The 24,474-nt window shown below is 38.9% G+C and carries 39 protein-coding genes; 37 read left to right on the top strand and 2 right to left on the bottom strand.

The window, feature by feature from the left end; genetic code table 11:
* Positions 1 to 8: 8 nt before the first annotated feature.
* From ABD676_RS12725 to ABD676_RS12555, 35 genes are all read left to right on the top strand, one after another.
* Positions 9 to 368, top strand: a complete 360-nt coding sequence (locus tag ABD676_RS12725; protein WP_344675075.1) for a CoA-binding protein — start codon at positions 9 to 11, stop codon at positions 366 to 368.
* A 406-nt stretch (positions 369 to 774) separates the two neighbouring features.
* The gene (rplC, locus tag ABD676_RS12720; RefSeq protein WP_344675074.1) at positions 775 to 1,392 is read left to right on the top strand and encodes a 50S ribosomal protein L3; all 618 of its coding nucleotides are present in this window, start codon (positions 775 to 777) and stop codon (positions 1,390 to 1,392) included.
* A gap of 5 nt (positions 1,393 to 1,397) precedes the next feature.
* Entirely contained in the window at positions 1,398 to 2,027 is a 630-nt protein-coding gene (gene rplD / locus ABD676_RS12715) for a 50S ribosomal protein L4 (RefSeq protein WP_344675072.1), read from the top strand.
* 1 nt (position 2,028) lies between these two features.
* The gene (rplW, locus tag ABD676_RS12710) at positions 2,029 to 2,319 is read left to right on the top strand and encodes a 50S ribosomal protein L23 (RefSeq protein WP_344675071.1); all 291 of its coding nucleotides are present in this window, start codon (positions 2,029 to 2,031) and stop codon (positions 2,317 to 2,319) included.
* Positions 2,320 to 2,325: 6 nt separating this feature from the next.
* Positions 2,326 to 3,153: a 50S ribosomal protein L2 gene (gene rplB, locus ABD676_RS12705; protein ID WP_344675070.1), complete on the top strand. Its 828-nt coding sequence runs from the start codon at positions 2,326 to 2,328 to the stop codon at positions 3,151 to 3,153.
* Positions 3,153 to 3,419 (top strand): 30S ribosomal protein S19, encoded by a 267-nt coding sequence (gene rpsS / locus ABD676_RS12700; protein ID WP_021189653.1) that lies wholly within the window; start codon positions 3,153 to 3,155, stop codon positions 3,417 to 3,419. Before rplB ends, rpsS begins: the two co-directional genes overlap by 1 nt.
* 6 nt (positions 3,420 to 3,425) lie before the next feature.
* Complete coding sequence (rplV, locus tag ABD676_RS12695; RefSeq protein WP_344675065.1) at positions 3,426 to 3,857, top strand: 50S ribosomal protein L22; 432 nt, start codon at positions 3,426 to 3,428, stop codon at positions 3,855 to 3,857.
* Positions 3,858 to 3,868: 11 nt separating this feature from the next.
* A complete protein-coding gene (gene rpsC, locus ABD676_RS12690; RefSeq protein WP_344675063.1) occupies positions 3,869 to 4,651 on the top strand; it encodes a 30S ribosomal protein S3 in 783 nt (260 codons plus the stop codon).
* A gap of 55 nt (positions 4,652 to 4,706) precedes the next feature.
* Complete coding sequence (rplP, locus tag ABD676_RS12685) at positions 4,707 to 5,129, top strand: 50S ribosomal protein L16 (protein ID WP_344675061.1); 423 nt, start codon at positions 4,707 to 4,709, stop codon at positions 5,127 to 5,129.
* A gap of 91 nt (positions 5,130 to 5,220) precedes the next feature.
* On the top strand, positions 5,221 to 5,439 hold the full coding sequence (gene rpmC, locus ABD676_RS12680; RefSeq protein WP_344675059.1) for a 50S ribosomal protein L29: 219 nt from the start codon (positions 5,221 to 5,223) through the stop codon (positions 5,437 to 5,439).
* 13 nt (positions 5,440 to 5,452) lie between these two features.
* Positions 5,453 to 5,707, top strand: a complete 255-nt coding sequence (rpsQ, locus tag ABD676_RS12675; RefSeq protein ID WP_099370336.1) for a 30S ribosomal protein S17 — start codon at positions 5,453 to 5,455, stop codon at positions 5,705 to 5,707.
* Positions 5,707 to 6,075 (top strand): 50S ribosomal protein L14, encoded by a 369-nt coding sequence (gene rplN / locus ABD676_RS12670; RefSeq protein ID WP_002997484.1) that lies wholly within the window; start codon positions 5,707 to 5,709, stop codon positions 6,073 to 6,075. Before rpsQ ends, rplN begins: the two co-directional genes overlap by 1 nt.
* 2 nt (positions 6,076 to 6,077) lie before the next feature.
* Positions 6,078 to 6,422, top strand: coding sequence for a 50S ribosomal protein L24 (gene rplX, locus ABD676_RS12665; protein WP_344675058.1), 345 nt, complete (start codon positions 6,078 to 6,080; stop codon positions 6,420 to 6,422).
* Entirely contained in the window at positions 6,422 to 6,991 is a 570-nt protein-coding gene (gene rplE / locus ABD676_RS12660) for a 50S ribosomal protein L5 (RefSeq protein ID WP_344675057.1), read from the top strand. Before rplX ends, rplE begins: the two co-directional genes overlap by 1 nt.
* Positions 6,984 to 7,253 carry a 30S ribosomal protein S14 gene (rpsN, locus tag ABD676_RS12655; RefSeq protein ID WP_344675056.1) on the top strand — a complete coding sequence of 90 codons (270 nt, stop codon included), beginning with the start codon at positions 6,984 to 6,986 and terminating at the stop codon, positions 7,251 to 7,253. The genes rplE and rpsN overlap by 8 nt, the downstream gene beginning before the upstream one ends.
* A 143-nt stretch (positions 7,254 to 7,396) precedes the next feature.
* Positions 7,397 to 7,795 carry a 30S ribosomal protein S8 gene (gene rpsH, locus ABD676_RS12650; RefSeq protein ID WP_099365470.1) on the top strand — a complete coding sequence of 133 codons (399 nt, stop codon included), beginning with the start codon at positions 7,397 to 7,399 and terminating at the stop codon, positions 7,793 to 7,795.
* A 20-nt stretch (positions 7,796 to 7,815) separates the two neighbouring features.
* A complete protein-coding gene (rplF, locus tag ABD676_RS12645; protein WP_344675055.1) occupies positions 7,816 to 8,370 on the top strand; it encodes a 50S ribosomal protein L6 in 555 nt (184 codons plus the stop codon).
* Positions 8,371 to 8,375: 5 nt separating this feature from the next.
* Positions 8,376 to 8,729, top strand: coding sequence for a 50S ribosomal protein L18 (gene rplR / locus ABD676_RS12640; protein WP_344675054.1), 354 nt, complete (start codon positions 8,376 to 8,378; stop codon positions 8,727 to 8,729).
* Positions 8,730 to 8,741: 12 nt separating this feature from the next.
* Positions 8,742 to 9,260, top strand: coding sequence for a 30S ribosomal protein S5 (rpsE, locus tag ABD676_RS12635; protein WP_344675053.1), 519 nt, complete (start codon positions 8,742 to 8,744; stop codon positions 9,258 to 9,260).
* A 4-nt stretch (positions 9,261 to 9,264) separates the two neighbouring features.
* Complete coding sequence (gene rpmD, locus ABD676_RS12630; RefSeq protein WP_344675052.1) at positions 9,265 to 9,444, top strand: 50S ribosomal protein L30; 180 nt, start codon at positions 9,265 to 9,267, stop codon at positions 9,442 to 9,444.
* Between the two features lie 111 nt (positions 9,445 to 9,555).
* Positions 9,556 to 10,002 carry a 50S ribosomal protein L15 gene (rplO, locus tag ABD676_RS12625; protein ID WP_344675051.1) on the top strand — a complete coding sequence of 149 codons (447 nt, stop codon included), beginning with the start codon at positions 9,556 to 9,558 and terminating at the stop codon, positions 10,000 to 10,002.
* 6 nt (positions 10,003 to 10,008) lie between these two features.
* Positions 10,009 to 11,355 (top strand): preprotein translocase subunit SecY, encoded by a 1,347-nt coding sequence (secY, locus tag ABD676_RS12620; protein WP_344675050.1) that lies wholly within the window; start codon positions 10,009 to 10,011, stop codon positions 11,353 to 11,355.
* 5 nt (positions 11,356 to 11,360) lie between these two features.
* Complete coding sequence (map, locus tag ABD676_RS12615; RefSeq protein ID WP_344675049.1) at positions 11,361 to 12,143, top strand: type I methionyl aminopeptidase; 783 nt, start codon at positions 11,361 to 11,363, stop codon at positions 12,141 to 12,143.
* Between the two features lie 72 nt (positions 12,144 to 12,215).
* Positions 12,216 to 12,434 carry a translation initiation factor IF-1 gene (gene infA / locus ABD676_RS12610; RefSeq protein ID WP_021071231.1) on the top strand — a complete coding sequence of 73 codons (219 nt, stop codon included), beginning with the start codon at positions 12,216 to 12,218 and terminating at the stop codon, positions 12,432 to 12,434.
* 42 nt (positions 12,435 to 12,476) lie between these two features.
* Positions 12,477 to 12,593, top strand: a complete 117-nt coding sequence (ykgO, locus tag ABD676_RS12605; protein WP_013665024.1) for a type B 50S ribosomal protein L36 — start codon at positions 12,477 to 12,479, stop codon at positions 12,591 to 12,593.
* Between the two features lie 27 nt (positions 12,594 to 12,620).
* Positions 12,621 to 12,998: a 30S ribosomal protein S13 gene (gene rpsM / locus ABD676_RS12600; protein ID WP_344675048.1), complete on the top strand. Its 378-nt coding sequence runs from the start codon at positions 12,621 to 12,623 to the stop codon at positions 12,996 to 12,998.
* Between the two features lie 10 nt (positions 12,999 to 13,008).
* Positions 13,009 to 13,398: a 30S ribosomal protein S11 gene (gene rpsK, locus ABD676_RS12595; protein WP_149524846.1), complete on the top strand. Its 390-nt coding sequence runs from the start codon at positions 13,009 to 13,011 to the stop codon at positions 13,396 to 13,398.
* 66 nt (positions 13,399 to 13,464) lie between these two features.
* Positions 13,465 to 14,073: a 30S ribosomal protein S4 gene (gene rpsD, locus ABD676_RS12590; protein ID WP_344675047.1), complete on the top strand. Its 609-nt coding sequence runs from the start codon at positions 13,465 to 13,467 to the stop codon at positions 14,071 to 14,073.
* Positions 14,074 to 14,152: 79 nt separating this feature from the next.
* The gene (locus ABD676_RS12585; protein WP_344675046.1) at positions 14,153 to 15,145 is read left to right on the top strand and encodes a DNA-directed RNA polymerase subunit alpha; all 993 of its coding nucleotides are present in this window, start codon (positions 14,153 to 14,155) and stop codon (positions 15,143 to 15,145) included.
* A gap of 96 nt (positions 15,146 to 15,241) precedes the next feature.
* A complete protein-coding gene (gene rplQ, locus ABD676_RS12580) occupies positions 15,242 to 15,970 on the top strand; it encodes a 50S ribosomal protein L17 (RefSeq protein WP_344675045.1) in 729 nt (242 codons plus the stop codon).
* Positions 15,971 to 16,100: 130 nt separating this feature from the next.
* On the top strand, positions 16,101 to 17,234 hold the full coding sequence (locus ABD676_RS12575; RefSeq protein ID WP_344675044.1) for an aspartate aminotransferase family protein: 1,134 nt from the start codon (positions 16,101 to 16,103) through the stop codon (positions 17,232 to 17,234).
* Between the two features lie 23 nt (positions 17,235 to 17,257).
* A complete protein-coding gene (locus ABD676_RS12570) occupies positions 17,258 to 18,226 on the top strand; it encodes a Rossmann-fold NAD(P)-binding domain-containing protein (RefSeq protein ID WP_344675043.1) in 969 nt (322 codons plus the stop codon).
* Between the two features lie 3 nt (positions 18,227 to 18,229).
* Positions 18,230 to 19,018: an acetylglutamate kinase gene (gene argB, locus ABD676_RS12565; protein ID WP_344675042.1), complete on the top strand. Its 789-nt coding sequence runs from the start codon at positions 18,230 to 18,232 to the stop codon at positions 19,016 to 19,018.
* Between the two features lie 12 nt (positions 19,019 to 19,030).
* A complete protein-coding gene (gene proC, locus ABD676_RS12560; RefSeq protein ID WP_344675041.1) occupies positions 19,031 to 19,831 on the top strand; it encodes a pyrroline-5-carboxylate reductase in 801 nt (266 codons plus the stop codon).
* On the top strand, positions 19,824 to 20,897 hold the full coding sequence (locus tag ABD676_RS12555; RefSeq protein WP_344675040.1) for a M20 family metallo-hydrolase: 1,074 nt from the start codon (positions 19,824 to 19,826) through the stop codon (positions 20,895 to 20,897). Before proC ends, ABD676_RS12555 begins: the two co-directional genes overlap by 8 nt.
* Positions 20,898 to 20,926: 29 nt before the next feature.
* Here the strand turns inward: ABD676_RS12555 and ABD676_RS12550 are convergent, their stop codons facing one another.
* Positions 20,927 to 21,397: an Lrp/AsnC ligand binding domain-containing protein gene (locus ABD676_RS12550; protein ID WP_344675039.1), complete on the bottom strand. Its 471-nt coding sequence runs from the start codon at positions 21,395 to 21,397 to the stop codon at positions 20,927 to 20,929.
* 389 nt (positions 21,398 to 21,786) lie between these two features.
* On the opposite strand from ABD676_RS12550, the gene ABD676_RS12545 reads away from it, so the two are divergent.
* Positions 21,787 to 22,830, top strand: a complete 1,044-nt coding sequence (locus ABD676_RS12545) for a hypothetical protein (protein ID WP_344675038.1) — start codon at positions 21,787 to 21,789, stop codon at positions 22,828 to 22,830.
* Between the two features lie 8 nt (positions 22,831 to 22,838).
* On the opposite strand, the gene ruvC is transcribed toward ABD676_RS12545, so the two are convergent.
* Positions 22,839 to 23,402, bottom strand: a complete 564-nt coding sequence (gene ruvC, locus ABD676_RS12540) for a crossover junction endodeoxyribonuclease RuvC (protein WP_344675037.1) — start codon at positions 23,400 to 23,402, stop codon at positions 22,839 to 22,841.
* A gap of 87 nt (positions 23,403 to 23,489) precedes the next feature.
* On the opposite strand from ruvC, the gene ABD676_RS12535 reads away from it, so the two are divergent.
* Positions 23,490 to 24,464, top strand: a complete 975-nt coding sequence (locus ABD676_RS12535; RefSeq protein ID WP_344675036.1) for a lysylphosphatidylglycerol synthase domain-containing protein — start codon at positions 23,490 to 23,492, stop codon at positions 24,462 to 24,464.
* The last annotated feature ends 10 nt before the right edge of the window (positions 24,465 to 24,474 follow it).

Below are 24,474 nucleotides of genomic sequence, written 5' to 3'. Positions count from 1 at the left end.
AAGAATTTATGAAAAAAACCTTGATTTTAGGAGCGAGTACTAATCCAGCCAGATATTCGTATTTAGTGGCCAATAAATTGGTGAGAAAAGGTTTCCCGATTGTGAATGTTGGTCGGAAAACTGGGAAGGTTGCTGGAGTAGAGATCGAGCCTGCAGAGGAGATCCATACGGATATTGATACAGTAACCCTATACGTAGGGCCGCAAAATCAATCGGGATACTACGACTATATATTAAAAACCAATCCTAAACGGATTATCTTTAATCCAGGAGCTGAGAATAAAGAATTAGCCGACAAAGCCCGCGAACAAGGGATTGAAGTCGTTGAAGCCTGTACATTAGTGATGCTAAACACAGGTCAGTTTTAAAAAAAAGAGGGGTGACCCTCTTTTTTTAGTATATAAATTTTAGTATTTAGTAATTAGAATTATGGTGCGATAGGTAGTAGGGAGAGATGTGGTTGTTAATGGTTTGGATATTGGATGCTAAAGTTGTAACTTTTGATATGGTTATCCTTAGGATTATGTGTTGATCATGGTCCTTTTTTCTTTTTAATTATTCCTTTCTCCATATTTTTTCAAGTATTATTTGTTTGCAGATCTATTTACCTCCAAATACAAAAAACAGTTTCCTCTTGGTGTTTTTGAAAAAATAATTTACTAACTATTTGATAGTTATAAAATTGTTTGTACTTTTGCAGTCCCTTAATGGGAGAAGTATGTCTTGAGCGAAGCCCTACTGCTTCGATGGACTTTTAATTAATTTATTTATAACATGTCAGGAATTATTGGTAAAAAAGTAGGAATGACCAGCCTGTTCAACGCTGAAGGGAAGAATATCCCTTGTACAGTAATCGAGGCTGGGCCGTGCGTGGTAACGCAGATACGTACGGTAGAAAAGGACGGTTATTCAGCTGTTCAACTTGGATTTGACGATGCCAAGGAAAAGAACACAACCGCACCTTTAAAAGGACATTTTGCAAAAGCAAACGTTAGTCCTAAGCGTAAACTAGTTGAGTTCAAGACTTTCGAAGACGAGAAGTCACTAGGAGACATTATTGATGTTACACTTTTTGAAGAGGGTGAGTACGTAGATGTAGTTGGTACTTCAAAAGGAAAAGGATTTCAAGGTGTTATGAAGCGTCACGGATTTGGTGGTGTAGGTGGTGCGACTCACGGTCAGCACAACAGACTACGTGCGCCAGGTTCATTGGGAGCTTCTTCATGGCCTTCTAGAGTATTCAAAGGTACTCGTATGGCAGGTCGTACAGGTGGAGACAGGGTAAAAGTTCAAAACTTACAAGTATTGAAAGTTTATGCTGAGCAAAACCTAATCGTTGTTAGTGGTTCCATTCCAGGAGCTAAGGGTTCATATGTAATCGTAGACAAATAGTAGAGATGGAAATTAACGTATTTAATTTATCAGGTAAAGAAACAGGTGCCAAGGTGCAACTTCCTGAGTCAGTATTTGGTGTTACGCCGAACGACCATGCGATCTATTTAGATGTGAAGCAATACTTAGCGAACCAACGCCAAGGAACAGCTAAATCAAAACAACGTAATGAGATTGCGGGTTCAACTCGTAAACTACACAAACAAAAAGGTACTGGTGGTGCCCGTGCGGGTTCTATCAAATCTCCATTGTTTAACGGAGGTGGTCGTGTATTCGGACCGGTTCCTCGTGACTACAGTTTCAAATTGAACAAAAAATTGAAACAATTAGCACGTAAATCTGCATTATCTTACAAAGCTCAAGAGAACAATGTTGTTGTATTGGACGAAGTAAACTTCGACTCAATCAAAACTAAAAACTATTTAGCTCTTGTAAATGCATTAAACATCGCTGACGAGAAAACATTATTAGTGTTGCCAGCGTACAACAAAAATGTTTATTTATCAAGCAGAAACTTGAAGAAAGCAAAAGTAATCGTAGCATCGGATTTAAATACTTACGATGTATTGAACGCGACGAAATTGTTGTTAACTACAGATTCTGTTAAAACTTTGGAGGAAGCATTCGCTAAGTAATATGGAAATTATTAAAAAACCTATTTTAACTGAGAAAGCTTCATTATTAACGGAAAAAGGAAACCGTTATGCTTTCAAAGTAGATCATAGAGCTAACAAGATTCAAATCAAAAACGCTGTTGAAGCGATGTTTGGAGTAAACGTAGTAGCTGTAAACACTGCAGTTGTTGCAGGTAAAGCGAAAAGCCGTTACACTAAAGCAGGATTTGTTTCTGGAAGAAGCCCGAAATATAAAAAGGCCATCATCACAGTGAAAGATGGTGAAACTATTGACTTTTACAGTACACTATAATAAGAAATGGCAGTTAAAAGATTCAAACCGGTTACCCCTGGTACTCGCTTCAGAGTAGGTGCTGATTATTCAGACGTTACAACTAACGTTCCTGAGAAATCATTAGTAGTTGGCATCAACAAGCGTTCAGGTGGTCGTAATAACTCCGGTAAAATGACTATGCGTTACATCGGTGGGGGACATAAAAAAGCATACCGATTAATTGATTTTAAACGCGATAAAAAAGATATCCCTGCAAAAGTTGCGACGATTGAGTATGATCCAAATCGTACAGCACGTATTGCCTTATTACACTATGCTGATGGAGAGAAGCGTTATATCATCGCTCCAGCAGGATTGACAGTAGGACAGACAGTCGTAGCAGGTGAGAATGTAGCCCCAGAAGTAGGAAACACGATGCCATTGGCAAACATTCCTTTGGGTTCAATCATCCACAACATTGAGTTGAATCCAGGACAAGGTGGTTCCATCGCACGTTCTGCTGGTACTTACGCGCAATTATCTGCACGTGACGGCAAATATGCGATCATCAAATTGCCTTCAGGCGAGACTCGTATGATCTTATTAACTTGTGTTGCGACTATCGGTTCTGTATCGAATGCAGAGAAGTCTAACCAAGTATTAGGTAAAGCTGGTCGTAAGCGTTGGTTAGGACGTCGTCCACGCGTTCGTGGTGTTGCAATGAACCCTGTTGATCACCCTATGGGAGGTGGTGAAGGACGTTCATCTGGAGGTCACCCACGTTCACGCAATGGAGTTTTGGCGAAAGGTTACAAAACTCGTTACAAGAAGAAAACATCGAATCGTTACATCATTGAGAGAAGGAAAAAATAATGGCTCGTTCAATTAAAAAAGGTCCTTATATCGATCACAACTTAGAAGGAAAAGTTCTTTCTATGAATGAAACAAACAAGAAGTCAGTAATTAAGACTTGGTCTCGTAGATCAATGATTTCACCTGATTTTGTTGGCCATACCTTCGCAGTGCACAACGGGAATAAATTTATTCCAGTTTATGTAACAGAGAATATGGTTGGTCACAAGCTTGGTGAATTTGCGCCTACGCGTACTTTCAGAGGCCACGCAGAAAAGAAAAAATAATAGGTAATGGAAGCAACAAAAAAACTCAAAAAGTCTGTTTTAATTAAGCAGCGCAAAGAGCAGGAAAAAGCTCAAGTAGGAGGAGCTTCTACTGCCAAGTTATTAAACTGCCCTACATCGCCACGTAAAATGCGTTTAGTAGTGGATCTTATCCGTGGTCAGAAAGTAGAAACTGCACTTTACATCTTGAAACACACTGGAAAAGAAGCAGCAGTTCGCGTTGAGAAATTATTATTATCAGCGATCAAGAACTGGGAAGCTAAAAACGAAGGTGCATCTGTAGAAGATGGTGGCTTATTTGTAAAAGAAGTATCTGTAGGCGGTGGCCGTCAATTGAAAAGATTGCGTCCAGCTCCTCAAGGTCGTGGATACAGAATCCGTAAGCGTTCGAACCACGTTACTTTGGTAGTAGATAGTTTAAATAACGTTAATAACTAATAAATAAAAGAATGGGACAAAAAGCAAATCCAATAGGTAGCAGATTAGGGATCATCAAAGGATGGGATTCTAATTGGTTCGGAGGCAACAACTATTCTGATAAGTTAGTTGAAGACGAAAAAATCAGAAAATATCTTTCCGTTCGTATCGCGAAAGGTGGTGTAGCGAAGGTTGTTATTGAGCGTACGTTGAAACGTATTACCGTAACTATCCACACTGCACGTCCAGGAATCGTGATTGGTAAAGGTGGTCAAGAAGTTGATAAGATCAAAGAAGAGTTAAAGAAATTAACTAAGAAAGATGTTCAAATCAACATTTTCGAGATCAAACGTCCAGAATTAGATGCGAAATTAGTTGCGGAAGGTATTGCTAAGCAATTAGAGGCTCGTATTTCTTTCCGTCGTGCGATGAAGACTGCGATTGCATCTACCATGCGTATGGGAGCAGAAGGTATCAAAGTTATGTGTTCTGGTCGTTTAGGCGGTGCAGAGATGGCACGTACTGAGCAGTACAAAGAGGGAAGAACACCACTTCACACTTTGCGTGCAGATATCGACTACGCATTAGCAGAAGCATTGACAACTTACGGTAAAATCGGTGTTAAAGTATGGATCTGTAAAGGAGAAGTATACGGTAAGAGAGATTTATCTCCAAACATCGGTCAAGCGTCAAACGTGAAATCACGTGGTGGAAACGAAGGTGGTTCAGACCGTCGTGATAACAACCGTGGTGGACGTCGTGACAACAACCGTGGTGGCCGTCGCGATAACAACCGTGGAGGAAAAAGAGATTAATTAATTAGAAGATTAAAATAAGTCTGTAGAAACAGATTTTAAATAAAATACGAACATGTTACAGCCAAAAAGAACGAAGTTCAGAAAGATGCAGAAGGGCCGCATGAAAGGTAATGCTTCACGCGGAGCGGAATTAGCTTTCGGTTCATTCGGTATCAAATCAATGGAGTCAGCATGGATCACTAGCCGTCAAATTGAGGCAGCTCGTATTGCCGTAACACGTTATATGAAACGTGAAGGTCAAGTATGGATCCGCATTTTCCCTGATAAGCCAGTTACCAAGAAACCTGCAGAGGTACGTATGGGTAAAGGTAAGGGTGCTCCAGAATATTGGGTAGCTGTAGTGCGCCCAGGCCGTATGTTATTTGAAGCAGAAGGCGTTCCATTGGAAATCGCTAAAGAAGCATTACGCTTAGCTGCTCAAAAATTACCGGTTCAAACGAAGTTTGTTATACGTAGAGACTACGTAGAAGCATAATAATCGTCGGTAATGTCACACGTTTAGCCTTACTGCCGTTACCAGTAAGGCGTTCTAAACCAGGTGATAACCCGGCACAACAAATTGAAAAATGAAAAATTCAGAAATCGTAGAATTATCAACTGAGGATTTATCAGCACGTCTTGTAGAAGAGAAAGCTGCCTTAAACAAATTGAAATTTGCACACGCTGTTTCTGCTATTGAAAACCCTAACGTGATCAAAGCAGCTCGCAAGACTATCGCTCGTATCTCTACTGAGATCTCTAAGCGTTCTAATGCAGCAAAATCTGAAACAGCCTCTGAGGCATAAAAATTAAGTCGAAATGGAAAGAAATTTAAGAAAAACAAGAATCGGCTTGGTAGTTAGCAACAAAATGGACAAATCCATCGTAGTGGCTGTAGAGCGTAAAGTAAAGCACCCTATTTATGGTAAATTCGTTAAGAAAACTACTAAATTTAAAGCTCATGACGAAACAAATACCTGCGGTATCGGCGATACGGTATTAATTATGGAAACTCGTCCGCTGAGTAAAACTAAGAACTGGAGATTAGTAGAAATTTTAGAAAGGGCTAAATAATGGTACAACAGGAATCAAGACTAAATGTAGCTGACAATAGCGGTGCTAAAGAAGTTTTAGTAATCCGTGTATTGGGCGGAACGCGCAAGCGTTATGCATCAATCGGTGATAAAATCGTTGTTACCGTTAAGAGTGCATTACCTTCTGGAAACGTGAAGAAGGGATCAGTTTCTAAAGCTGTAGTAGTTCGTACGAAAAAAGAAATCCGTCGTAAAGATGGTTCTTACATTCGTTTCGATGACAACGCTGCAGTATTGTTAAATAATAACGATGAACCACGCGGAACACGTATCTTCGGCCCAGTAGCTAGAGAGTTGCGTGAGAAACAGTTCATGAAGATTGTATCACTAGCACCGGAGGTTTTATAATTATGGCACAGAAAACACAAAAAACTACGCACAAAATCAAAATCAAAAGAGGAGATTTAGTGAAAGTTATCGCTGGTAACTCTAAAGGTGTTCAAGGAAAAGTATTGCAAATTTTAGTGGATGCTAACAGAGCAGTAGTTGAAGGCGCTAACCTTGTTAAAAAACACACTAAACCTAGCGCAGCTAATCCTAATGGTGGTATCATTGAGAAAGAAGCTGCTATCAACATCTCAAACTTGGCTTTAATCGATCCTAAAACGGGTAATACTACTCGCGTAGGTCGTAAAGTTAATGCTGATGGAAAATTAGTTCGTTACGCTAAAAAATCAGGGGAGGAAATCAAATAATGACATACGCACCAAGATTGAAGGGCAAATATGCGGATGAGATCCGTGCAGCTCTAAAAGAAAAGTTTCAGTACAAAAGCGTTATGCAAGTTCCAAAACTGGAGAAAATCATTGTTTCCCAAGGTATCGGAGCTGCAACAGCTGATAAGAAATTAATCGATAACGCAATTGCAGAATTGACATTGATTACTGGTCAGCAAGCAGTACCTACGAAATCGAAGAAAGATATCTCTAACTTCAAATTACGTAAAGGTATGCCTATCGGAGCACGTGTAACATTGCGTGACACGACCATGTACGAATTTTTAGATCGTTTGATCGCTGTTTCCTTACCACGTATTCGTGACTTCCGTGGAATCAACGATAAAGGATTTGATGGACATGGAAACTATAACTTAGGTATCACTGAGCAAATCATCTTCCCAGAGATCAACATTGACAAGATCAACAAGATCCAAGGTATGGATATCACTTTTGTTACCTCAGCAAAGAATGACATTGAGGCATTAGAATTATTGAAACAATTCGGCTTACCATTCAAAAACCAAAACACGAACAACAATGGCTAAAGAAGGAATCAAGGCGCGTGAAGTAAAGCGTCAGAAATTAGTAGCAAAATTTGCAGAGAAACGTGCAGCTTTAAAAGAAGCTGGTGATTACGCTGCATTAGACAAATTGCCTAAGAATGCTTCTCCAGTACGTTTGCACAATCGTTGTAAATTAACTGGTCGTCCAAAGGGTTATATGCGTCAATTTGGTATCTCTCGTGTAACATTCCGTGAGATGGCTTTAGATGGAAAAATCCCAGGGGTGAAAAAAGCTTCTTGGTAATTCATAAAAAATTTATACTTTTGCCCGGATAAATCGCGAAAAGCGATTTATCGGGTTTTTTTTGCATTGCAATATTTTTTAACAGATAACAGGTCTGAGCCTTAGGTTAGTATCGGAAACCGTTATCATAATTTAATACAATAATGAATACAGATCCAATAGCGGATTACCTTACCCGAGTAAGGAATGCCATCAAGGCCAACCACAGGGTTGTTGAAATTCCTGCATCGAACCTTAAAAAAGAAATCACAAAAGTTCTTTTCGACAAAGGTTACATTGCTAATTACAAATTTATTGAAGAAGGTCCTCAAGGTTCGATTAAAATCGCTTTGAAATACCACCCAATTAGCAAAGTACCGGCTATTCGCACATTGACACGTGTGAGTAAACCTGGTTTAAGAAAGTATGCAAGTGTTGACAACTTACCTCGTGTATTGAACGGATTAGGAATTGCAATTTTATCGACCTCCAAAGGAGTTATGTCTGATAAAGAAGCTGCTGTTCAGAATGTTGGTGGCGAGGTTTTATGTTACATTTATTAATCTAGGAAAAAAACACAAAGATGTCAAGAATTGGAAAAGCGCCTATCGCTATCCCTTCGGGAGTATCGATTTCAGTATCAGACAAAAACCTGATCACTGTTAAAGGGCCTAAAGGTGAATTAACACAACAAGTGGACCGCGACATTACGGTTAAAGAAGAAGATGGTAACATCGTCGTAACGCGTCCTACAGAACAAAAGAAACACAAAGCCTTACATGGCTTATACCGTGCGTTGATTAACAACATGGTAGTAGGAGTAACCGAAGGGTACAAAACTACGCAAGAATTAGTGGGTGTTGGTTACCGTGCTTCAAACACTGGTAATACTTTAGAATTAACTTTAGGATTCTCTCACCAGATTGTATTCGTATTGCCAAAGGAAATCACTGTAACTACAACTGCTGAAAAAGGTAAGAACCCAACAATCACGTTGGAGTCTACTGATAAGCAATTGATCGGTCAAGTAGCGGCTAAAATCCGTAGCTTCCGTAAGCCAGAGCCGTACAAAGGTAAAGGTATCAAGTTTGCAGGTGAAGTATTAAGAAGAAAAGCAGGTAAATCAGCTAAAAAATAATAACGATGGCAGGAATTAAATCAGCTCGTAGAGAGCGAATCAAAAAAGGAATTAGAAAACACCTTGCTGGATCGACAGAACGTCCACGTTTGACAGTTTTTAGAAGTAATAAAGGAATTTACGCACAGATCATTGATGATGTAAATGGTAAAACTTTAGTATCTGCATCTTCAAGTTCTAAAGAGTTTGCTGCATCAGGAAACAAAGTAGATCAATCTAAAGCTGTTGGTAAATTGGTTGCTGAAAAAGCGATCGCAGCAGGAATTAGCAAAGTAGTTTTTGACCGTAACGGGTATTTATACCATGGCCGTATTAAATCATTGGCTGATGGTGCTCGCGAAGGCGGTTTAGACTTTTAATCAATTTAGAAAATGGCATTAAGCAATATTAAAAGAGTAAAATCAAGCGAAATTGAATTAAAAGATCGCTTAGTAAGCATCCAACGTGTAGCCAAAGTAACTAAAGGTGGTCGTACATTTAGTTTCTCCGCTATCGTTGTAGTTGGTGATGAAAACGGAATCGTAGGTTACGGATTAGGAAAAGCTAAAGAGGTAACAGAGGCGATCACTAAAGGTATCGACGATGCGAAGAAAAATCTTGTGAAAGTTCCTATTATCAAAGGAACAGTTCCTCACGAGCAATATGGTAAATATTCAGGTGGTTCAGTTTTGATTAAACCAGCTGTAAGTGGTACAGGAGTTCTAGCAGGTGGTGCAATGCGTGCTGTGTTAGAGTCTGCAGGTATCAAAGACGTATTGGCAAAATCATTAGGATCATCTAACCCACACAACGTGGTTAAAGCAACAATTGATGCATTAGCAAGCATGCGTGATGCATACACAGTTGCTCAACAGCGCGGTGTCGATTTAAACAAAGTATTTAACGGTTAATATCATGGCAAAAATTAAGATTACCCAGATAAAGAGCGTTATCGACAGAAGCGAGCGCCAAAAGAAAACTATTGAGGCTTTAGGTTTGAAACGTATCAACCACTCAGTAGAAGTTGAAGCTACAGCAGCTATCATTGGAATGGTTCGTAAAGTGAACCACCTTGTTGCTATAGAGTCAATCTAAGGAATTCTCAAATGGAAGGGATACTCACTATCCTTTCCATTTTGTTAATACTATTTACAAATTGTTATTTCCTGTTTAGTGAGAGCGAAGGGTAACATAACTTACAAAAAAATGAACTTAAGTAATTTAAAACCAGCAGCTGGTTCAACAAAAAGCAGAAAACGTATTGGTCGTGGTCAAGGATCTGGTCGTGGTGGTACTTCCACTCGCGGTCACAAAGGTGCTGGATCTCGTTCTGGTAATTCGACTAAGATTGGTTTCGAAGGTGGTCAAATGCCTTTGCAACGTCGTGTGCCTAAGTTTGGTTTCAAAAACCATAACCGTGTAGAGTACGTAGGTATCAACCTAGATGTATTACAAGGTTTAGTAGAGAAATACAACTTGACTTCAGTTGACTTTGATGCATTAAGAACTCACGGTTTAGTATCTAAGAATGACATCATCAAGATCTTAGGTCGTGGCGAGTTCACTGCTAAAGTAGAAGTGAAAGCACATGCATTTTCCGCTTCAGCTCAAAAAGCTATTGAAGCAGCAGGCGGTTCTATCGTAAAATTGTAATACTACATGAAGAAACTAATCACAACCTTAACCAATATATGGAAGATAGAAGAACTACGTAATCGTATTCTTAATACGTTACTTTTTCTTTTAATATATCGTGTCGGATGTCACGTGGTTCTACCAGGTGTAAATCCAGACGCACTGGTACAACATAAGGAGGGTGGTAATGACATTCTAAACCTAATCAATATGTTCGCTGGGGGTTCATTCTCTCGTGCGGCAATTTTTGCGTTAGGGGTAATGCCTTACATCTCCGCATCTATCGTTGTGCAGCTATTGGGGATTGCTGTCCCTGCCTTCCAAAAGATGCAGAAAGAAGGAGAATCTGGTCGTAAGAAAATGACGCAGATTACACGTTACCTAACAGTAGCAATTACATTAGTTCAAGCAATTGCTTATGTGAAGACCCAAATCGGTCCTGAAGCTAAAACAATCGCTGACCCGATGTTCTCTATCCTTTCCGCTATCGTTTTGACAGCAGGTACTTTGTTTGTGATGTGGCTTGGTGAAAAAATTACCGATAAAGGTATTGGAAATGGTATCTCCCTAATCATTATGGCGGGTATCATCGCGCAATTACCAGCAGGTATTACTTCTGAGTGGGCATCTCGTATGAGCCCTTCAGGTGGTGGTCCAATTCCATTGTTATTAGAATTTGTTGCTTTATTCTTTGTCGTGATCTTTACGATCTTAATTGTACAAGGTGTTCGTAAGATCCCTGTACAATACGCTAAGAAAATTGTTGGTAACAAACAGATCGGTGGAGTTCGTCAGTATATTCCATTAAAGGTAAATGCTGCCGGTGTAATGCCAATTATCTTTGCTCAGGCAATTATGTTTTTGCCTATGTCTTTAACGCAGTTCTTTCCGAATGTGCAATCAGACTTCCTAACGTCTTTGAGTAACTATACATCCGTGACGTATAACGTTGTATTTGCTTTGCTGATCATCGCATTTACATTCTTCTATACCGCGATTATGGTGAACCCTCAGCAGATGTCTGAAGACATGAAGAAAAACGGAGGTTTCATTCCAGGTGTTAAACCGGGCTATGAGACAAACTTATTTATTGATAACGTAATATCTCATATTACATTCCCTGGTGCAATTTTCGTAGCGATCATCGCTATCCTTCCAGCTATTGCAACCTTGTTTGGTGTGAACAACCAATTTGCACACTTCTATGGTGGTACTTCCCTATTAATCTTAGTAGGTGTTGTATTGGATACCATTCAGCAGATTGAATCACATTTGTTAATGCGTCACTATGATGGATTGATGAAGACAGGTCGTGTGAAAGGAAGAAGTACAGCAACAACAGTTGAGGGCTACGATCAATCAGCATTATAATTCGGATGTCGAAAGTATATTATAAAACAGTAGAAGAAATTGAGCAAGTGCGAGAGTCAGCAGATGTACTCTCGCAATTGCTTGCTGAAATTGCTGGCTTGGTGAAGCCTGGTATTACAACGCTTTCACTTGACAAGTTTGCTTATGATTTCATTAAAGATCATAAAGGAACTCCAGCATTTTTGAACTATCATGGTTTCCCATACTCCTTGTGTATTTCTGTAAACGATCAAATCGTTCATGGTTTCCCAAGTGATTATGTGTTAAAAGATGGGGATATTGTTTCAGTAGATGGGGGGGTGGATCTGAATGGATTCATCAGTGATTCTGCTTATACTTTTGCTGTTGGCGAAATTAGTGCGGAAGCACAACAATTGCTTGATGTTACTAAGGCGTCCTTGTATGCCGGTATTGAACAAGCAGTTGCAGGAAAACGTGTAGGAGATATTTCTTCTGCTGTTCAGGAATACGTTGCTCCATACAAGTACGGCATCGTTCGTGAATTGGTTGGACACGGGGTAGGTTTTCACTTACATGAAAAACCAGAAGTTCCAAATTATGGAAAACGCGGTTCTGGTCCTAAGTTGGAAGAAGGTTTGGTGATTTGTATCGAGCCGATGATCAACGCGGGAAAGAGTGGTGTTAAGTTTTGGGATGATGGATGGACGGTAAGTACAGTTGATGGGAAGCTGTCGGCACATTTTGAGCAGATGGTTGCCATCCGAAAAGGCGTCCCAGACGTGTTATTGAATTTTGAAGCAATAGAGAAAGTTTTGGATAAAAAGTAGTTGGTTTTCAATTATTTTTATTTATCTTTGCACTCCTGTTTGCGGGTTAATACATAAAATAATAAGGTATATATGGCTAAACAAGCCTCAATAGAACAAGACGGCATCATCAAAGAAGCGCTTTCGAATGCCATGTTTCGCGTAGAATTAGAGAATGGGCATGAGATCATTGCGCATATTTCTGGTAAAATGCGTATGCATTATATCAAGATTTTACCTGGAGACAAAGTAAAATTGGAAATGTCTCCTTATGATTTAACAAAAGGAAGAATTACATACCGCTATAAATAAGACGTAGTTTCTTCGAAATAGCTTTTTAAAAAATAACTCAAGATGAAAGTTAGAGCATCAATTAAAAAACGTAGTGCGGATTGTAAGATCATCCGTCGCAAAGGAAAAGTTTTCGTAATCAATAAAAAGAACCCAAAGTTTAAACAACGTCAGGGTTAATTTTAACATAATCGCTTAAGATATTATATGGCAAGGATCGCAGGTATAGATTTACCTAAAAACAAAAGAGGTGTTATTGGCCTTACCTATATTTTTGGTATTGGTCGTTCCACTGCTGCTTATATCCTAGAGAAAGCAGGCATCAGTGAAGACGTTAAGGTTCAAGAATGGGATGACGATCAGTTATCAGCTATTCGTACTATCATCAATGATGAGATCAAAGTAGAAGGAGCATTACGTTCTGAAGTACAATTGAACATTAAACGTTTGATGGATATTGGATGTTACCGTGGATTACGTCATCGTAAGCACCTTCCAGTTCGTGGACAACGTACTAAGAACAACTCACGTACCAGAAAAGGGAAACGTAAGACAGTTGCAAACAAGAAAAAAGCTACTAAATAATAAGTAAGAAATGGCTAAAAGTAAAAAAGTTACTAAAAAACGTATCGTAGTTATCGAGCCTGTTGGACAAGCTCATATCAACGCTACTTTTAACAACATCATCGTAACTTTGACGAATAATCAAGGTCAAACAATTTCATGGTCATCAGCTGGTAAAATGGGCTTCAAGGGTTCTAAAAAGAACACTCCTTACGCTGCTTCACAAGCTGCTAACGACTGTGGTAAAGTTGCATACGACTTAGGATTACGTAAAGTTGAAGTTTTCGTAAAAGGTCCGGGTGCTGGACGTGAGTCGGCAATCCGTTCATTGCAAACTATTGGTATCGATGTAACAACCATTAAGGATATTACTCCACTTCCTCACAACGGTTGTCGTCCTCCAAAACGCAGAAGAGTTTAATAACATTATTGTTTAAGATAAGATTCATCAGCTATAGGCTGATAGATACTTCAAACAGCACAAGAAATGGCAAGATATACAGGACCTAAGTCCAAAATAGCTCGTAAATTTAGAGAGCCAATTTTCGGCCCAGATAAGGCTTTAGAAAAGAAAAACTACCCTCCTGGTCAACATGGACCATCTAAAAGAAGAGGTAAACAATCTGAATACGCAATTCAGTTGTTAGAAAAACAAAAAGCGAAATACACTTATGGCGTTTTAGAGCGTCAGTTCGCTAACCTATTTGTTAAAGCGGCAGCTAAACAAGGTGTTACAGGTGAAAACTTCTTGAAATTATTAGAAGCACGTTTAGATAACATCGTTTACCGTTTAGGAATTGCTCCTACGCGTTCTGCTGCTCGTCAATTAGTTTCCCACAAGCACATTACTGTTAACGGCAATGTTGTTAACATTCCATCATATAGTGTACGTCCAGGCGATGTAATCGCTGTACGCGAGCGCTCTCAATCTCTTGAGGCTATCACTAACTCGGTAGCTGGAAGAAAAATCAACAAATACGGTTGGTTAGAGTGGAATGCAAATGAGCTAAAAGGTACTTTCTTAAGCTACCCTGAGCGCGTTGATATTCCTGAGAACATTAAAGAAAACTTAATTGTAGAGTTATACTCTAAATAATAATCAATAACAACATGCATTGGCTAAGCTATGCATGTTGTTATTTTTCTCATATAGTAACAAACTTAAAAGAACATAAATGGCAATTTTAGCATTTCAAAGACCGGATAAAGTTATCATGCAGAAATCTACAGATTTTGATGGTACCTTCGAATTTCGTCCATTAGAGCCAGGTTTTGGAGTAACTATTGGTAATGCTTTACGCCGTATTTTATTGTCCTCACTAGAAGGATATGCAATTACGTCGGTAAGATTTTCAGGCGTATCGCACGAATTCTCTACCATTAAAGGTGTAGTAGAAGACGTTACGGAGATCATCTTAAACTTGAAACAAGTTCGTTTTAAGAAATCTGGTGAGCAAGGCGATAGCGAGAAGATCTTTGTAGTTATCAATGGCCAAGATCAATTCACTGCCGGTGATATCACGAAATTCTCCAACAACTTCTCAGTTCTAAACCCTGAATTGGTTATTTGTAACATGGATAGCTCGGTAACTGTTGAAGTTGAGCTAGCTGTAGCTAAGGGTCGTGGATATGTAAATGCGGAAGAGAACAAGGTAACTGATGGTCCAGTAGGTATGATCGCAATTGATTCGATTTATACACCGATCAAGAATGTTAAATACACCATTGAAAACTACCGTGTAGAACAAAAAACTGACTACGAGAAATTGTTGTTAGATATTTCTACAGATGGTTCTATTCACCCAGAAGAAGCTTTGAAAGAAGCTGCTAAGATCCTTATCCAACACTTCATGTTATTCTCTGATGAAAACATGTTGTTAGAATCTCAAACTAAAGAAGAAACTAAAGTTGTAGACGAAGAGATTTTACATATGCGTAAGATCTTGAAAACTGAACTTGTTGATTTAGATCTTTCTGTTCGTGCATTGAACTGTTTAAAAGCTGCAGATATTCGCACATTAGCAGAATTGGTTACTTACGATGTAGCTGATATGTTGAAATTCCGCAACTTCGGTAAGAAATCTTTGAGTGAAATTCAAGAATTGGTTAAATCGAAAGGTTTATCATTCGGTATGAACTTGGCGAAATACAAGTTAGACGAAGAATAATTTAAATTACAATAATAAGCGACCTGTTGCGTAATTCCTCATTAGTAGCTTAAGAGCACTTGGAAATGAACGGTACGCACAAAAACAATTAAAAAAATGAGACACGGAAAAAAAGTTAATCACTTAGGCCGCACTGACAGTCACCGTAAGGCGATGTTAGCTAACATGGCGACGTCATTGATCAAACACAAACGTATTACTACTACTTTGGCTAAAGCTAAAGCATTACGTAAATATGTAGAGCCTTTGATTACTAAATCTAAAAACGACACTACTCACTCACGTCGTACGGTATTCGCTTACTTAAAAGACAAAGATGCTGTTACTATCTTGTTCCGCGAGGTTTCTGAGAAAGTTGCATCTCGTCCAGGTGGTTACACTCGTATCATCAAATTGGAAAACCGTTTAGGTGATAACGCGGAGATGGCATTCATTGAATTAGTAGATTACAACGAAGTTTATGGCAAAACTGCTAAAACTGAGAAGAAAACTACTCGCCGTCGTGGAGCTACTAAGAAAAAAGCTGATCAGCCTAAAGCTGAGGCTGCTGCTACAACAACAGCTACTGACGATTTAACAATCGTTGAAGGTATCGGTCCTAAAATTGCTGAAGTATTAGCAACTGCAGGTATCAGTACTTACGCTGAATTAGCAAAAACAGATGCTGAGAAAGTTAAAGAAATCTTAACTGAAGCTGGATCTAACTTCAACACTGCAGATCCTACTACTTGGGCTGAACAAGCACAACTAGCTGCAGATGGTAAATTCGAAGAATTAGAAAAACTTAAAGCCGAATTAGACGGTGGTAAAAAAGTTGATGAATAATATTCTCGATTTATAGAAAAAGTCCTCTTAAATAAGAGGACTTTTTTATTTTACAGCCTTTTAATCTTCTCATTTTTATTTTATTTGTACATTTGGACTTCTAAACTATTTCAATAAATTGCTCAAATCCATGGAACTTTTTAATGTTTATCCCTTAACTCCAATAAACATCGTTAGAGCTAAAGGATCCGCTGTTTGGGACGAACAGGGAAATGAATACTTAGATCTTTATGGCGGACATGCCGTAATTTCTATTGGTCATACGCATCCGCATTACGTGGAGACTATCAGCAATCAATTAAATAAGATTGCTTTTTATTCAAACTCCGTATTGATTCCAATTCAGCGACAGTTGGCAGGTCAATTGGGTGATGTCTCCGGTAAATCTGATTACAGCTTGTTTCTTTGTAATTCAGGTGCCGAGGCAAATGAAAATGCCCTAAAACTTGCCTCCTTCCATACCAACAGAAAGAAAGTGATTGCTTTTAGCAAGTCTTTTCATGGACGTACATCTTTAGCCGTTGCAGCTACCGACAATTCTGCCATTGTTGCACCGATAAATCAAACTGACAATGTGGTATTCTTACCATTCAATGATGAAGATGCTTTGACGCAGGCATTCGCTGCCTATGGCGATGAGATTGCTGCTGTTATCATTGAAGGTATCCAAGGCGTTGGAGGTATTCGTGAAGCGTCTATTCCTTTCCTTAAATTGATTCGTCAATTATGCGATCAATACGGATCGGTATTTATCGCGGATTCAGTACAATGTGGTTATGGTAGAACAGGTACATTCTTCTCCCATGATTATTCTGGAGTCAATGCGGATATATATTCCATGGCAAAGGGTATGGGTAATGGTTTTCCAATTGGCGGTATAGCCATCTCACCAAAATTTCAAGCATCTTTTGGTATGTTGGGTACTACCTTCGGTGGTAACCATTTAGCATGTGCTGCTGCAGTTGCTGTGTTGGATGTCATGAAACAAGACAATTTAATGGAGAATGCTGCACAAGTAGGATCCTATCTAATTGAGGAATTGAAGAAATTTGATAAAGTCTTAGAGGTACGTGGTAGGGGGCTTATGATCGGTATTGAACTTCCGACTGAATTAAGTCATGTGAAGAAAGACTTATTGATGATAAACAAGATTTTCACAGGCGAAGCAAAACCTAATGTTATTCGCTTATTGCCTGCACTAAATATTACCAAAGAAATAGCAGATCGTTTTTTAACAGCTTTTAATGAAAGATTAAAAGCTTAAGACTTATCCTATTATTTATATCTATGAAGAAGTTTTTTTCCGTAGCTGATGTCACTAATTTAAAGGAGATCGTAGCTGAAGCATTATCGCAAAAAGCAAATCCAAATGCTTTAGAAGAATTAGGAAAACATAAGACTTTGGGTCTTGTGTTCTTAAATCCATCCCTACGTACGCGTTTAAGCACGCAGAAGGCCGCCATGAACCTTGGTATGAACGTTATGGTCATGAACATGGATAAAGACGGCTGGGCGCTTGAAACACGTGATGGCGTAGTGATGAACGGTACGACTGTAGAGCACATTCGTGAAGCAGCTGCTGTAATGGGCGAATATTGTGATATCTTAGGATTAAGATCATTCCCTTCCCTGAAAGATAAAGAAGCAGATTATTCTGAAGATTTATTCAATAAATTCATCAAATATTGCGCTGTACCTGTAGTATCTTTAGAAAGTGCGACAAGACACCCGCTTCAAAGTTTGACGGATTTAATCACCATTACGGAGTATAAAAAGAAAGATAAACCCAAGGTTGTTTTGGCATGGGCACCTCATGTTAAGGCCTTACCTCAAGCGGTGCCAAATTCTTTCGCAGAATGGATGAGTAAAGCGCAAGAGGAGAATTTGCTTGATTTTACAATCGCACAACCAGCAGGTTACGAGTTAAGTGAGGAGTTTACGAATGGAGCCACTATTACGAATAACTTAGAAGAAGCATTGCAAGATGCTGATTTTGTCTATGTAAAAAACTGGTCCTCCTTTAAAGAATATGGGGAAGTGTATCCTGTAAATGAAAATTGGATGATGGATAATGAGAAATTAAAAATCACCAATGATGCTAAGATCATGCATTGCCTTCCGGTACGTCGTGATCTGGAATTGTCATCTGAGATTTTAGACGGACCAAATTCCTTGGTAATTAAAGAAGCCAGCAATCGGGTGTGGGCTGCACAGGTGGTGTTGAAAAGAATGTTGGAATCCTTGAAAAGTAAGTAATTCATGTCTGTATTAAATATTATAAAAATTGGAGGGAATGTTATTGATGATCCTGAGCAGTTATCCCTGTTTTTGGAGAAATTCTCAGCATTACCCGGAAGAAAGATCTTAGTACACGGCGGTGGAAAGATTGCTACGCGTATTGCCCAAGATATGGGCATTGAAGCTAAGATGGTTGAAGGTAGAAGAATTACCGATGCTGCCATGCTCGATGTGGTAACCATGGTCTATGCTGGGCTTACCAGCAAGAATATCGTAGCTGAATTGCAGAAGAACGATTGCAATGCTATTGGTCTTTGCGGAGCAGATGCCAATGTCATCAAAGCCGTTAAAAGACCTGTACGCGAGATCGACTATGGATTTGTTGGGGATATCCTGGCAGACTCCATCGATGGTCTTGCAATCAAGAAGCTGTTGGAAGCAGAATTTATTCCTGTTTTCTCCGCCATTACCCATAATGGACATGGTCAATTGTTGAATACCAATGCCGATACCATTGCATCTTCTTTAGCCGTAACCCTTTCCAATTTCTATGAAGTATCCTTAATATACTGTTTTGATAAAAATGGGGTTTTAAGAGATGTTTCAGATGATCAATCGGTTATTGAAACCATACGATCATCCGAATTCGAACGATTGAAAGAGAACAAAGTGATTCACGATGGTATGATTCCTAAATTATACAATGCTTTTGAAGCCATATCAAGAGGGGTAAGCAATGTATACATTGGACATGCTAATAACCTTCATCTCTTCCAGCAACGGAAATTCGGAACTTGTTTGATTGCCTAAATCCTACAAACCATGAATAGAATAACCATTATCGGAGGTGGAAACATTGGATTATCATTAGCCAAAGGTCTAGTGAAATCTGGGTATTGTGACGCCCAATCCATCTGCATTACACGTCGAAATCTAGCTTCCTTGGAAGAGGAAAAGGCTATGGGATTTCAAGTCAGTGATCAGAACAAACTCGCCATTGCCAAGGCTGATTTCGTTGTGTTAGCAATTTTGCCCCAACAGATCAAGAAGGTGATGGAGGAGATCTACCCCGTACTTAAACCCAATCAAACCATTATTTCAGTAGCCTCAGGTGTTACCTGTATGGACATGAAAGAAGTGTTAGGAACGGATAAGGTGGTTATTCGTGCAATGCCCAATACGGCAATTGCCATTGGACAATCCATGACCTGTATTGCGACCGATGAAGCTCCACAAGATAAATTGGATGAAGTGAGCCGTATTTTTGAATCGGTAGGTTCTGTGGTTGTCATCAATGAGGATCTTATGACTTCTGCTACAGCGCTGTGTGCTTGCGGAATCGCCTTTTTCCTGCGCAGTATTCGCGCCGCATCCCAAGGTGGGGTAGAAATAGGTTTCCATGCTCATGATGCCTTAAAGATGGCTATACAGACCGCTAAAGGTGCAGCAGACCTGCTTTTACAGTTGCAGACACATCCGGAAAGTGAAATCGATAAAGTTACTTCCCCAAAAGGCTGTACAATTGCAGGCTTAAATGAGATGGAGCACAATGGTTTCAGCTCCGCTTTCATCAAAGGAATTAAATTATCAGCTAAAAAGGCTGGAGGATTATATAATGACTAATATTAACCAGCTCGTTTCAGATAGCACCAAATTATTGGAGGCACTCATCCAAATCCCATCCTTTAGTAGGGAAGAGGATAAGACGGCTGATTTAATTCAACAATTCTTAAACGACAAGCATATTCCCAGTGAGCGAATTGGCAATAATGTTATTGCTTACAATAAACACTATACCGCCAATAAGCCTAGCATTCTACTAAACTCCCATCACGACACGGTAAAACCAAATCCAGGTTATACCAATGATCCTTTTACAGCAAGTATTAGTGATGGAAAGTTATATGGATTAGGCAGTAATGATGCTGGTGGATGTTTGGTGTCCTTAATTGCCTGCTTCTGTTATTTTTATAACGAAGAGGAATTACCATTTAATCTTTGTCTTATTGCATCTGCAGAAGAAGAGGTGTCTGGCAAACAAGGAATAGAGGAGGCTTATAAACATATTCCAGCTTGTTCATTTGCCATCGTTGGAGAACCTACCTTGTTGGAACTGGCGATAGCTGAGAAAGGACTAATGGTCTTGGATTGCGAGGCAATAGGTGAATCTGGTCATGCCGCAAGAAATGAAGGTGTGAATGCGATTTATCAAACTATGGATGATATACAATGGTTTCGTACGTATCAATTTCCAAAGCAGTCTGAATTCTTAGGGCCTGTTAAAATGAGTGTTACCATGATAGAGTCAGGGTCACAACATAATGTAGTACCAGCGTCTTGCAAATATGTGGTCGATGTTCGTACGACGGATGTCTACAGCAATCTAGAAGTATTGGAAATCATTCAATCACATGTGAAATCAAATGTACAGGCACGGTCTACACGTTTGAATCCATCTTCCATTCCTCTGAACCATCCAGTTGTTCAATCTGGAATTGCCTTAGGCAAGAAAACCTATGGTAGTCCTACGATGAGTGATCAAGCTTTATTACCCATTCCTTCCATTAAAGTAGGACCTGGCGATTCCGCAAGATCACATACAGCCAATGAATTCATTTACCTGGAGGAGATAGATGCAGGTATTCGTTTTTATATTGCCTTACTAATCGGAATAAAAGAAATAGAATAACATAAAAAAAAGCGCCTAGGCGCTTTTTTTTATAAGGTAATTTGTCTTTTTATACTTTCCTCCAAGGAGATGATGGTTTCTGTACGTTGAATACCTTTTAATCCTTGTATATCTTCGTTCAGAACTTTTCTTAAGTGAGAGGTGTCACGGCATACGATTTTTGCAAATGCACTGTACTGACCAGTACAATAATGAAGCTCTACTACTTCTTTAACTTGTTTTAACTGTTCTACAGCATCTGCATATTGTGATCCTTTCTCCAAATAAATACCTAAAAAGGCAGTAATATCAAAACCAACCTTCTGCGGGTTGATAATTAGATTAGATCCTTTGATAATGCCTAATTCTTCCATCTTTTTCATGCGAACATGGATGGTTCCGCCGGAAACAATCAATTTCTTCGCAATCTCGGTATATGGGATGCTTGCATCTTCCATCAGGATGGATAAAATTTGGACATCTAGGTTATCTAAATCGTAATTTGAATAGTTTTTCTCCATAAAAATGGTGTTTACTTGTAATTAAAATGGTCTATTTTTAAAAATATCTAAAAAATAAAGAGGTATTTTAAATATTTTGTCTAAAATTATAAATTTGTTTTAATAAAATGAGGAATTTATTATTGATTCTTCATCTTTATCCCTTCAAAATAACATAGAATTATAATTGGAAATGAATTGAAGCTCCTCGCCCGAGGGGCTTCCTTCAAATTATTCGCAACCGGTATTCATAGGTTATTCGTAATTTTTCAAAAATAATAACATTCTTTGGTATATTAATAATCAATTGATAAAATATTGTCATTTTTTTTGACATTTTTACATTATCTTTTTCCAACAAAATTTTCCTCATTAATTTTGTACTTTCGGATTACCCTAAGCAATGCGCTATGACAGAAGATGATGTAAAGATTTCCCGTAAAAAACCCATTTTTCCAGTAGGCCCTGGTCTTCATAAATATCTGAAGGCATATCAAAGAGATGCCAAGTTACCGTTGGCCTATCGGGATCTTCTCAATTTTCATGAGACCATCCCCTCTGTTGATAAAAATGGTGTTGATACCCTTTGGGAAATTCCATTATATCCACCTCATGTGCAAGATCAACTCTATGATCAATTGAAAATTGTCTATGCGCAACTGAAGGCATCTGGCAATACTCGAATCGTACAACATAAGGTAATCGAAAAAATTGAATTTTGTGCCTTTGGCAATACCCATCCGTTTCGAATCAAAATCGTTAATCGCCTCAATGATGTCTACGATTATTTCTACATCAAACAGGCCGATGCATCCCGTATTTATGGTCTGGAACTGGAGGAAATCCTCTCTCCTAATCAGGTGAACTATATCTACGATTTAGACACCCTTGTTGAAGAACATATTGTCGGTATTCCGGGGGATGTGTTTAGTAAGGATCGTATCTTTTCACCTGACTATAATCAAACCAGGATTGCTAAGGAGTTTGTCAAGTTTAATGAACGTTGCATCATCTCCATGTTGGGCGATATGCGCGCTTATAATTTCGTCATGCAGATAACACCAGACTTTGATGATTTTCAGTTTAGAATTCGCGCTATCGACTTTGATCAGCAATTTTATGAGGGAAATATTAAAGTCTATATGCCGCAGTTTTTCAAAGAGAATTTGCCCTACGTAAAAATGTCCATGGAGCACCTCAATGAAAAAACCGTTTTGCAATACCAACAAGAAGAGCGATCATCCATCGTGCATCGTGTTCGAAGTGAAAGGCATCGGATTAAAGACCTTCGTGATGCTTCCAAGACTCAACAACTGTCAACCCCAGAAAACATACAACGTTTAAAAGAGAGCTACGCGAAATATTACAACAATGAGCATTACCAACAATGTAAATCCATGACGGATATCATTGAGTTAAATGTCAAGAACGTGATTCGCCAAGTACAGCTGTAGGTGTTCTTTTATTTTACACGCTTTTGATTATCCTTGACAAAGGCTTCCCAGCCCGAATAGGATTTACCAGCTGCACTGCTGTTTTGTTGGAAAGAATGACATACAGCAACAGCCAAGCCGTCGGTAGCATCTAAGAATTCAGGTGTCTCTTTAAAACCTAATAAGGTTTGCAACATCGCAGCTACCTGTTCCTTGCTGGCGTTACCATTTCCAGTTACAGATTGTTTTATTTTCCGAGGTGAGTACTCAAAGATGGGGATATCTGAATTTAATGCTGCAGCCATCGCAACACCTTGTGCTCGTCCCAATTTGAGCATCACTTGGATATTCTTCCCATAGAAAGGTGCTTCTAAAGCCACACAGTCCGGGTTGTATTGTTCGATTAAAGCTGAAGTCTTCTTGAAGATGCGTTGTAGTTTTAGACCATGATCATCCAAATGCCCCATTTTAATGACACCCAAAGTCACCAAACTGATCTTTTTGCCTACTTCCTTAACAATACCATATCCTAGCACTACTGTGCCCGGGTCTATACCCAATATGATCCGTTCCTTCGCCTTCTCTTTTTGCATGCTACAATATTACGATTTTCTAAACATTGCACATTAAAAACAGTTATTAATTAAAAATTCACTAAAATTGTGCTTTCTAATTCCAAATTGACAAAGACTCAGCGTAAATATCTCAATATTCTGATAAAATTGGCCATCGTGGCACTTGCCATGTGGTTTGTCATATCTAAGGTTAGCAATCAAAAAAGTTTACACGAATTTCAGCAATTGATTAATAAAATCGATCCAACGACCATGCGTATTATTATTGTAGTGGTGGTCCTTTTGATGTTTTTTAATTGGTTTTTAGAAGTTGTAAAATGGCAATATTTGATTCGTAAAATTGAAAAGTTAAGTGTCTGGAAAGCCACTAAATCGGTATTTTGTGGATTAACATGGGCTATCTTTACCCCAAACCGAATAGGGGAGTATGGCGGACGGATCATGTTGCTTAAACCTGAAAATAGAGCAGTAGGTGCAGTATCCATGGGTGTGGGCTTATTCGGTCAATTGGTTCTTACCTCCGTTTTTGGAGCATTAAGTATAGCCTGGTTTGTCACTACTTTTATCGATGTACCTGCTTCGGTAGATTTTGGAATCTGGATTCTAGCCATTATTTATGCGCTAGCATTTGTCATCCTGTATTTCAATGTTTCTTGGATTGATTACCTCGTAGGTAAGGTTAGATTCCTCAAGAAGATCAAACCCTTTTTCGCTGTCTTGGAAGATTACACAACGAAAGAGTTAGCCTATGTTTTAGGGTTATCCGCTTTCCGGTTTGCCATATTTACTTCCCAATACATCATTCTCATGTTGATCATTTTGCCAGACTTGCCTTTGGTATCCATGGTTCTTATGATCTTTATCATGTTTTTTGTCCAATCTGCTCTTCCAACTCTGGATATTTTTGATTTTAGTGTCCGTAGTTTTGTAGCAAGTAATTTGTATGCGTATATTACAACCCAAGAAATCGCGGTCATGGCAATTGTATCCTTTGTTTGGTTTGTAAACTTGATCTTTCCCGCCATTATCGGTGCTTTTTTTGTCTTAAATGTGAATTACATTGGTGATAATAAATCTTAGTTATTTTTTA

The organism is Sphingobacterium kyonggiense (assembly GCF_039536825.1).
GTDB classification, from domain to species: Bacteria; Bacteroidota; Bacteroidia; order Sphingobacteriales; family Sphingobacteriaceae; genus Sphingobacterium; species Sphingobacterium kyonggiense.
This window is presented reverse-complemented; position numbering and strand designations above follow the sequence as displayed.

Excerpts from the sequence above, each read along its gene's own strand:
- ABD676_RS12725 (WP_344675075.1), top strand. The coding sequence starts at position 9 with ATGAAAAAAACCTTGATTTTAGGAGCGAGTACTAATCCAGCCAGATAT.
- rplC (WP_344675074.1), top strand. The coding sequence starts at position 775 with ATGTCAGGAATTATTGGTAAAAAAGTAGGAATGACCAGCCTGTTCAAC.
- rplD (WP_344675072.1), top strand. The coding sequence starts at position 1,398 with ATGGAAATTAACGTATTTAATTTATCAGGTAAAGAAACAGGTGCCAAG.
- rplW (WP_344675071.1), top strand. The coding sequence starts at position 2,029 with ATGGAAATTATTAAAAAACCTATTTTAACTGAGAAAGCTTCATTATTA.
- rplB (WP_344675070.1), top strand. The coding sequence starts at position 2,326 with ATGGCAGTTAAAAGATTCAAACCGGTTACCCCTGGTACTCGCTTCAGA.
- rpsS (WP_021189653.1), top strand. The coding sequence starts at position 3,153 with ATGGCTCGTTCAATTAAAAAAGGTCCTTATATCGATCACAACTTAGAA.
- rplV (WP_344675065.1), top strand. The coding sequence starts at position 3,426 with ATGGAAGCAACAAAAAAACTCAAAAAGTCTGTTTTAATTAAGCAGCGC.
- rpsC (WP_344675063.1), top strand. The coding sequence starts at position 3,869 with ATGGGACAAAAAGCAAATCCAATAGGTAGCAGATTAGGGATCATCAAA.
- rplP (WP_344675061.1), top strand. The coding sequence starts at position 4,707 with ATGTTACAGCCAAAAAGAACGAAGTTCAGAAAGATGCAGAAGGGCCGC.
- rpmC (WP_344675059.1), top strand. The coding sequence starts at position 5,221 with ATGAAAAATTCAGAAATCGTAGAATTATCAACTGAGGATTTATCAGCA.
- rpsQ (WP_099370336.1), top strand. The coding sequence starts at position 5,453 with ATGGAAAGAAATTTAAGAAAAACAAGAATCGGCTTGGTAGTTAGCAAC.
- rplN (WP_002997484.1), top strand. The coding sequence starts at position 5,707 with ATGGTACAACAGGAATCAAGACTAAATGTAGCTGACAATAGCGGTGCT.
- rplX (WP_344675058.1), top strand. The coding sequence starts at position 6,078 with ATGGCACAGAAAACACAAAAAACTACGCACAAAATCAAAATCAAAAGA.
- rplE (WP_344675057.1), top strand. The coding sequence starts at position 6,422 with ATGACATACGCACCAAGATTGAAGGGCAAATATGCGGATGAGATCCGT.
- rpsN (WP_344675056.1), top strand. The coding sequence starts at position 6,984 with ATGGCTAAAGAAGGAATCAAGGCGCGTGAAGTAAAGCGTCAGAAATTA.
- rpsH (WP_099365470.1), top strand. The coding sequence starts at position 7,397 with ATGAATACAGATCCAATAGCGGATTACCTTACCCGAGTAAGGAATGCC.
- rplF (WP_344675055.1), top strand. The coding sequence starts at position 7,816 with ATGTCAAGAATTGGAAAAGCGCCTATCGCTATCCCTTCGGGAGTATCG.
- rplR (WP_344675054.1), top strand. The coding sequence starts at position 8,376 with ATGGCAGGAATTAAATCAGCTCGTAGAGAGCGAATCAAAAAAGGAATT.
- rpsE (WP_344675053.1), top strand. The coding sequence starts at position 8,742 with ATGGCATTAAGCAATATTAAAAGAGTAAAATCAAGCGAAATTGAATTA.
- rpmD (WP_344675052.1), top strand. The coding sequence starts at position 9,265 with ATGGCAAAAATTAAGATTACCCAGATAAAGAGCGTTATCGACAGAAGC.
- rplO (WP_344675051.1), top strand. The coding sequence starts at position 9,556 with ATGAACTTAAGTAATTTAAAACCAGCAGCTGGTTCAACAAAAAGCAGA.
- secY (WP_344675050.1), top strand. The coding sequence starts at position 10,009 with ATGAAGAAACTAATCACAACCTTAACCAATATATGGAAGATAGAAGAA.
- map (WP_344675049.1), top strand. The coding sequence starts at position 11,361 with ATGTCGAAAGTATATTATAAAACAGTAGAAGAAATTGAGCAAGTGCGA.
- infA (WP_021071231.1), top strand. The coding sequence starts at position 12,216 with ATGGCTAAACAAGCCTCAATAGAACAAGACGGCATCATCAAAGAAGCG.
- ykgO (WP_013665024.1), top strand. The coding sequence starts at position 12,477 with ATGAAAGTTAGAGCATCAATTAAAAAACGTAGTGCGGATTGTAAGATC.
- rpsM (WP_344675048.1), top strand. The coding sequence starts at position 12,621 with ATGGCAAGGATCGCAGGTATAGATTTACCTAAAAACAAAAGAGGTGTT.
- rpsK (WP_149524846.1), top strand. The coding sequence starts at position 13,009 with ATGGCTAAAAGTAAAAAAGTTACTAAAAAACGTATCGTAGTTATCGAG.
- rpsD (WP_344675047.1), top strand. The coding sequence starts at position 13,465 with ATGGCAAGATATACAGGACCTAAGTCCAAAATAGCTCGTAAATTTAGA.
- ABD676_RS12585 (WP_344675046.1), top strand. The coding sequence starts at position 14,153 with ATGGCAATTTTAGCATTTCAAAGACCGGATAAAGTTATCATGCAGAAA.
- rplQ (WP_344675045.1), top strand. The coding sequence starts at position 15,242 with ATGAGACACGGAAAAAAAGTTAATCACTTAGGCCGCACTGACAGTCAC.
- ABD676_RS12575 (WP_344675044.1), top strand. The coding sequence starts at position 16,101 with ATGGAACTTTTTAATGTTTATCCCTTAACTCCAATAAACATCGTTAGA.
- ABD676_RS12570 (WP_344675043.1), top strand. The coding sequence starts at position 17,258 with ATGAAGAAGTTTTTTTCCGTAGCTGATGTCACTAATTTAAAGGAGATC.
- argB (WP_344675042.1), top strand. The coding sequence starts at position 18,230 with ATGTCTGTATTAAATATTATAAAAATTGGAGGGAATGTTATTGATGAT.
- proC (WP_344675041.1), top strand. The coding sequence starts at position 19,031 with ATGAATAGAATAACCATTATCGGAGGTGGAAACATTGGATTATCATTA.
- ABD676_RS12555 (WP_344675040.1), top strand. The coding sequence starts at position 19,824 with ATGACTAATATTAACCAGCTCGTTTCAGATAGCACCAAATTATTGGAG.
- ABD676_RS12550 (WP_344675039.1), bottom strand. The coding sequence starts at position 21,397 with ATGGAGAAAAACTATTCAAATTACGATTTAGATAACCTAGATGTCCAA.
- ABD676_RS12545 (WP_344675038.1), top strand. The coding sequence starts at position 21,787 with ATGACAGAAGATGATGTAAAGATTTCCCGTAAAAAACCCATTTTTCCA.
- ruvC (WP_344675037.1), bottom strand. The coding sequence starts at position 23,402 with ATGCAAAAAGAGAAGGCGAAGGAACGGATCATATTGGGTATAGACCCG.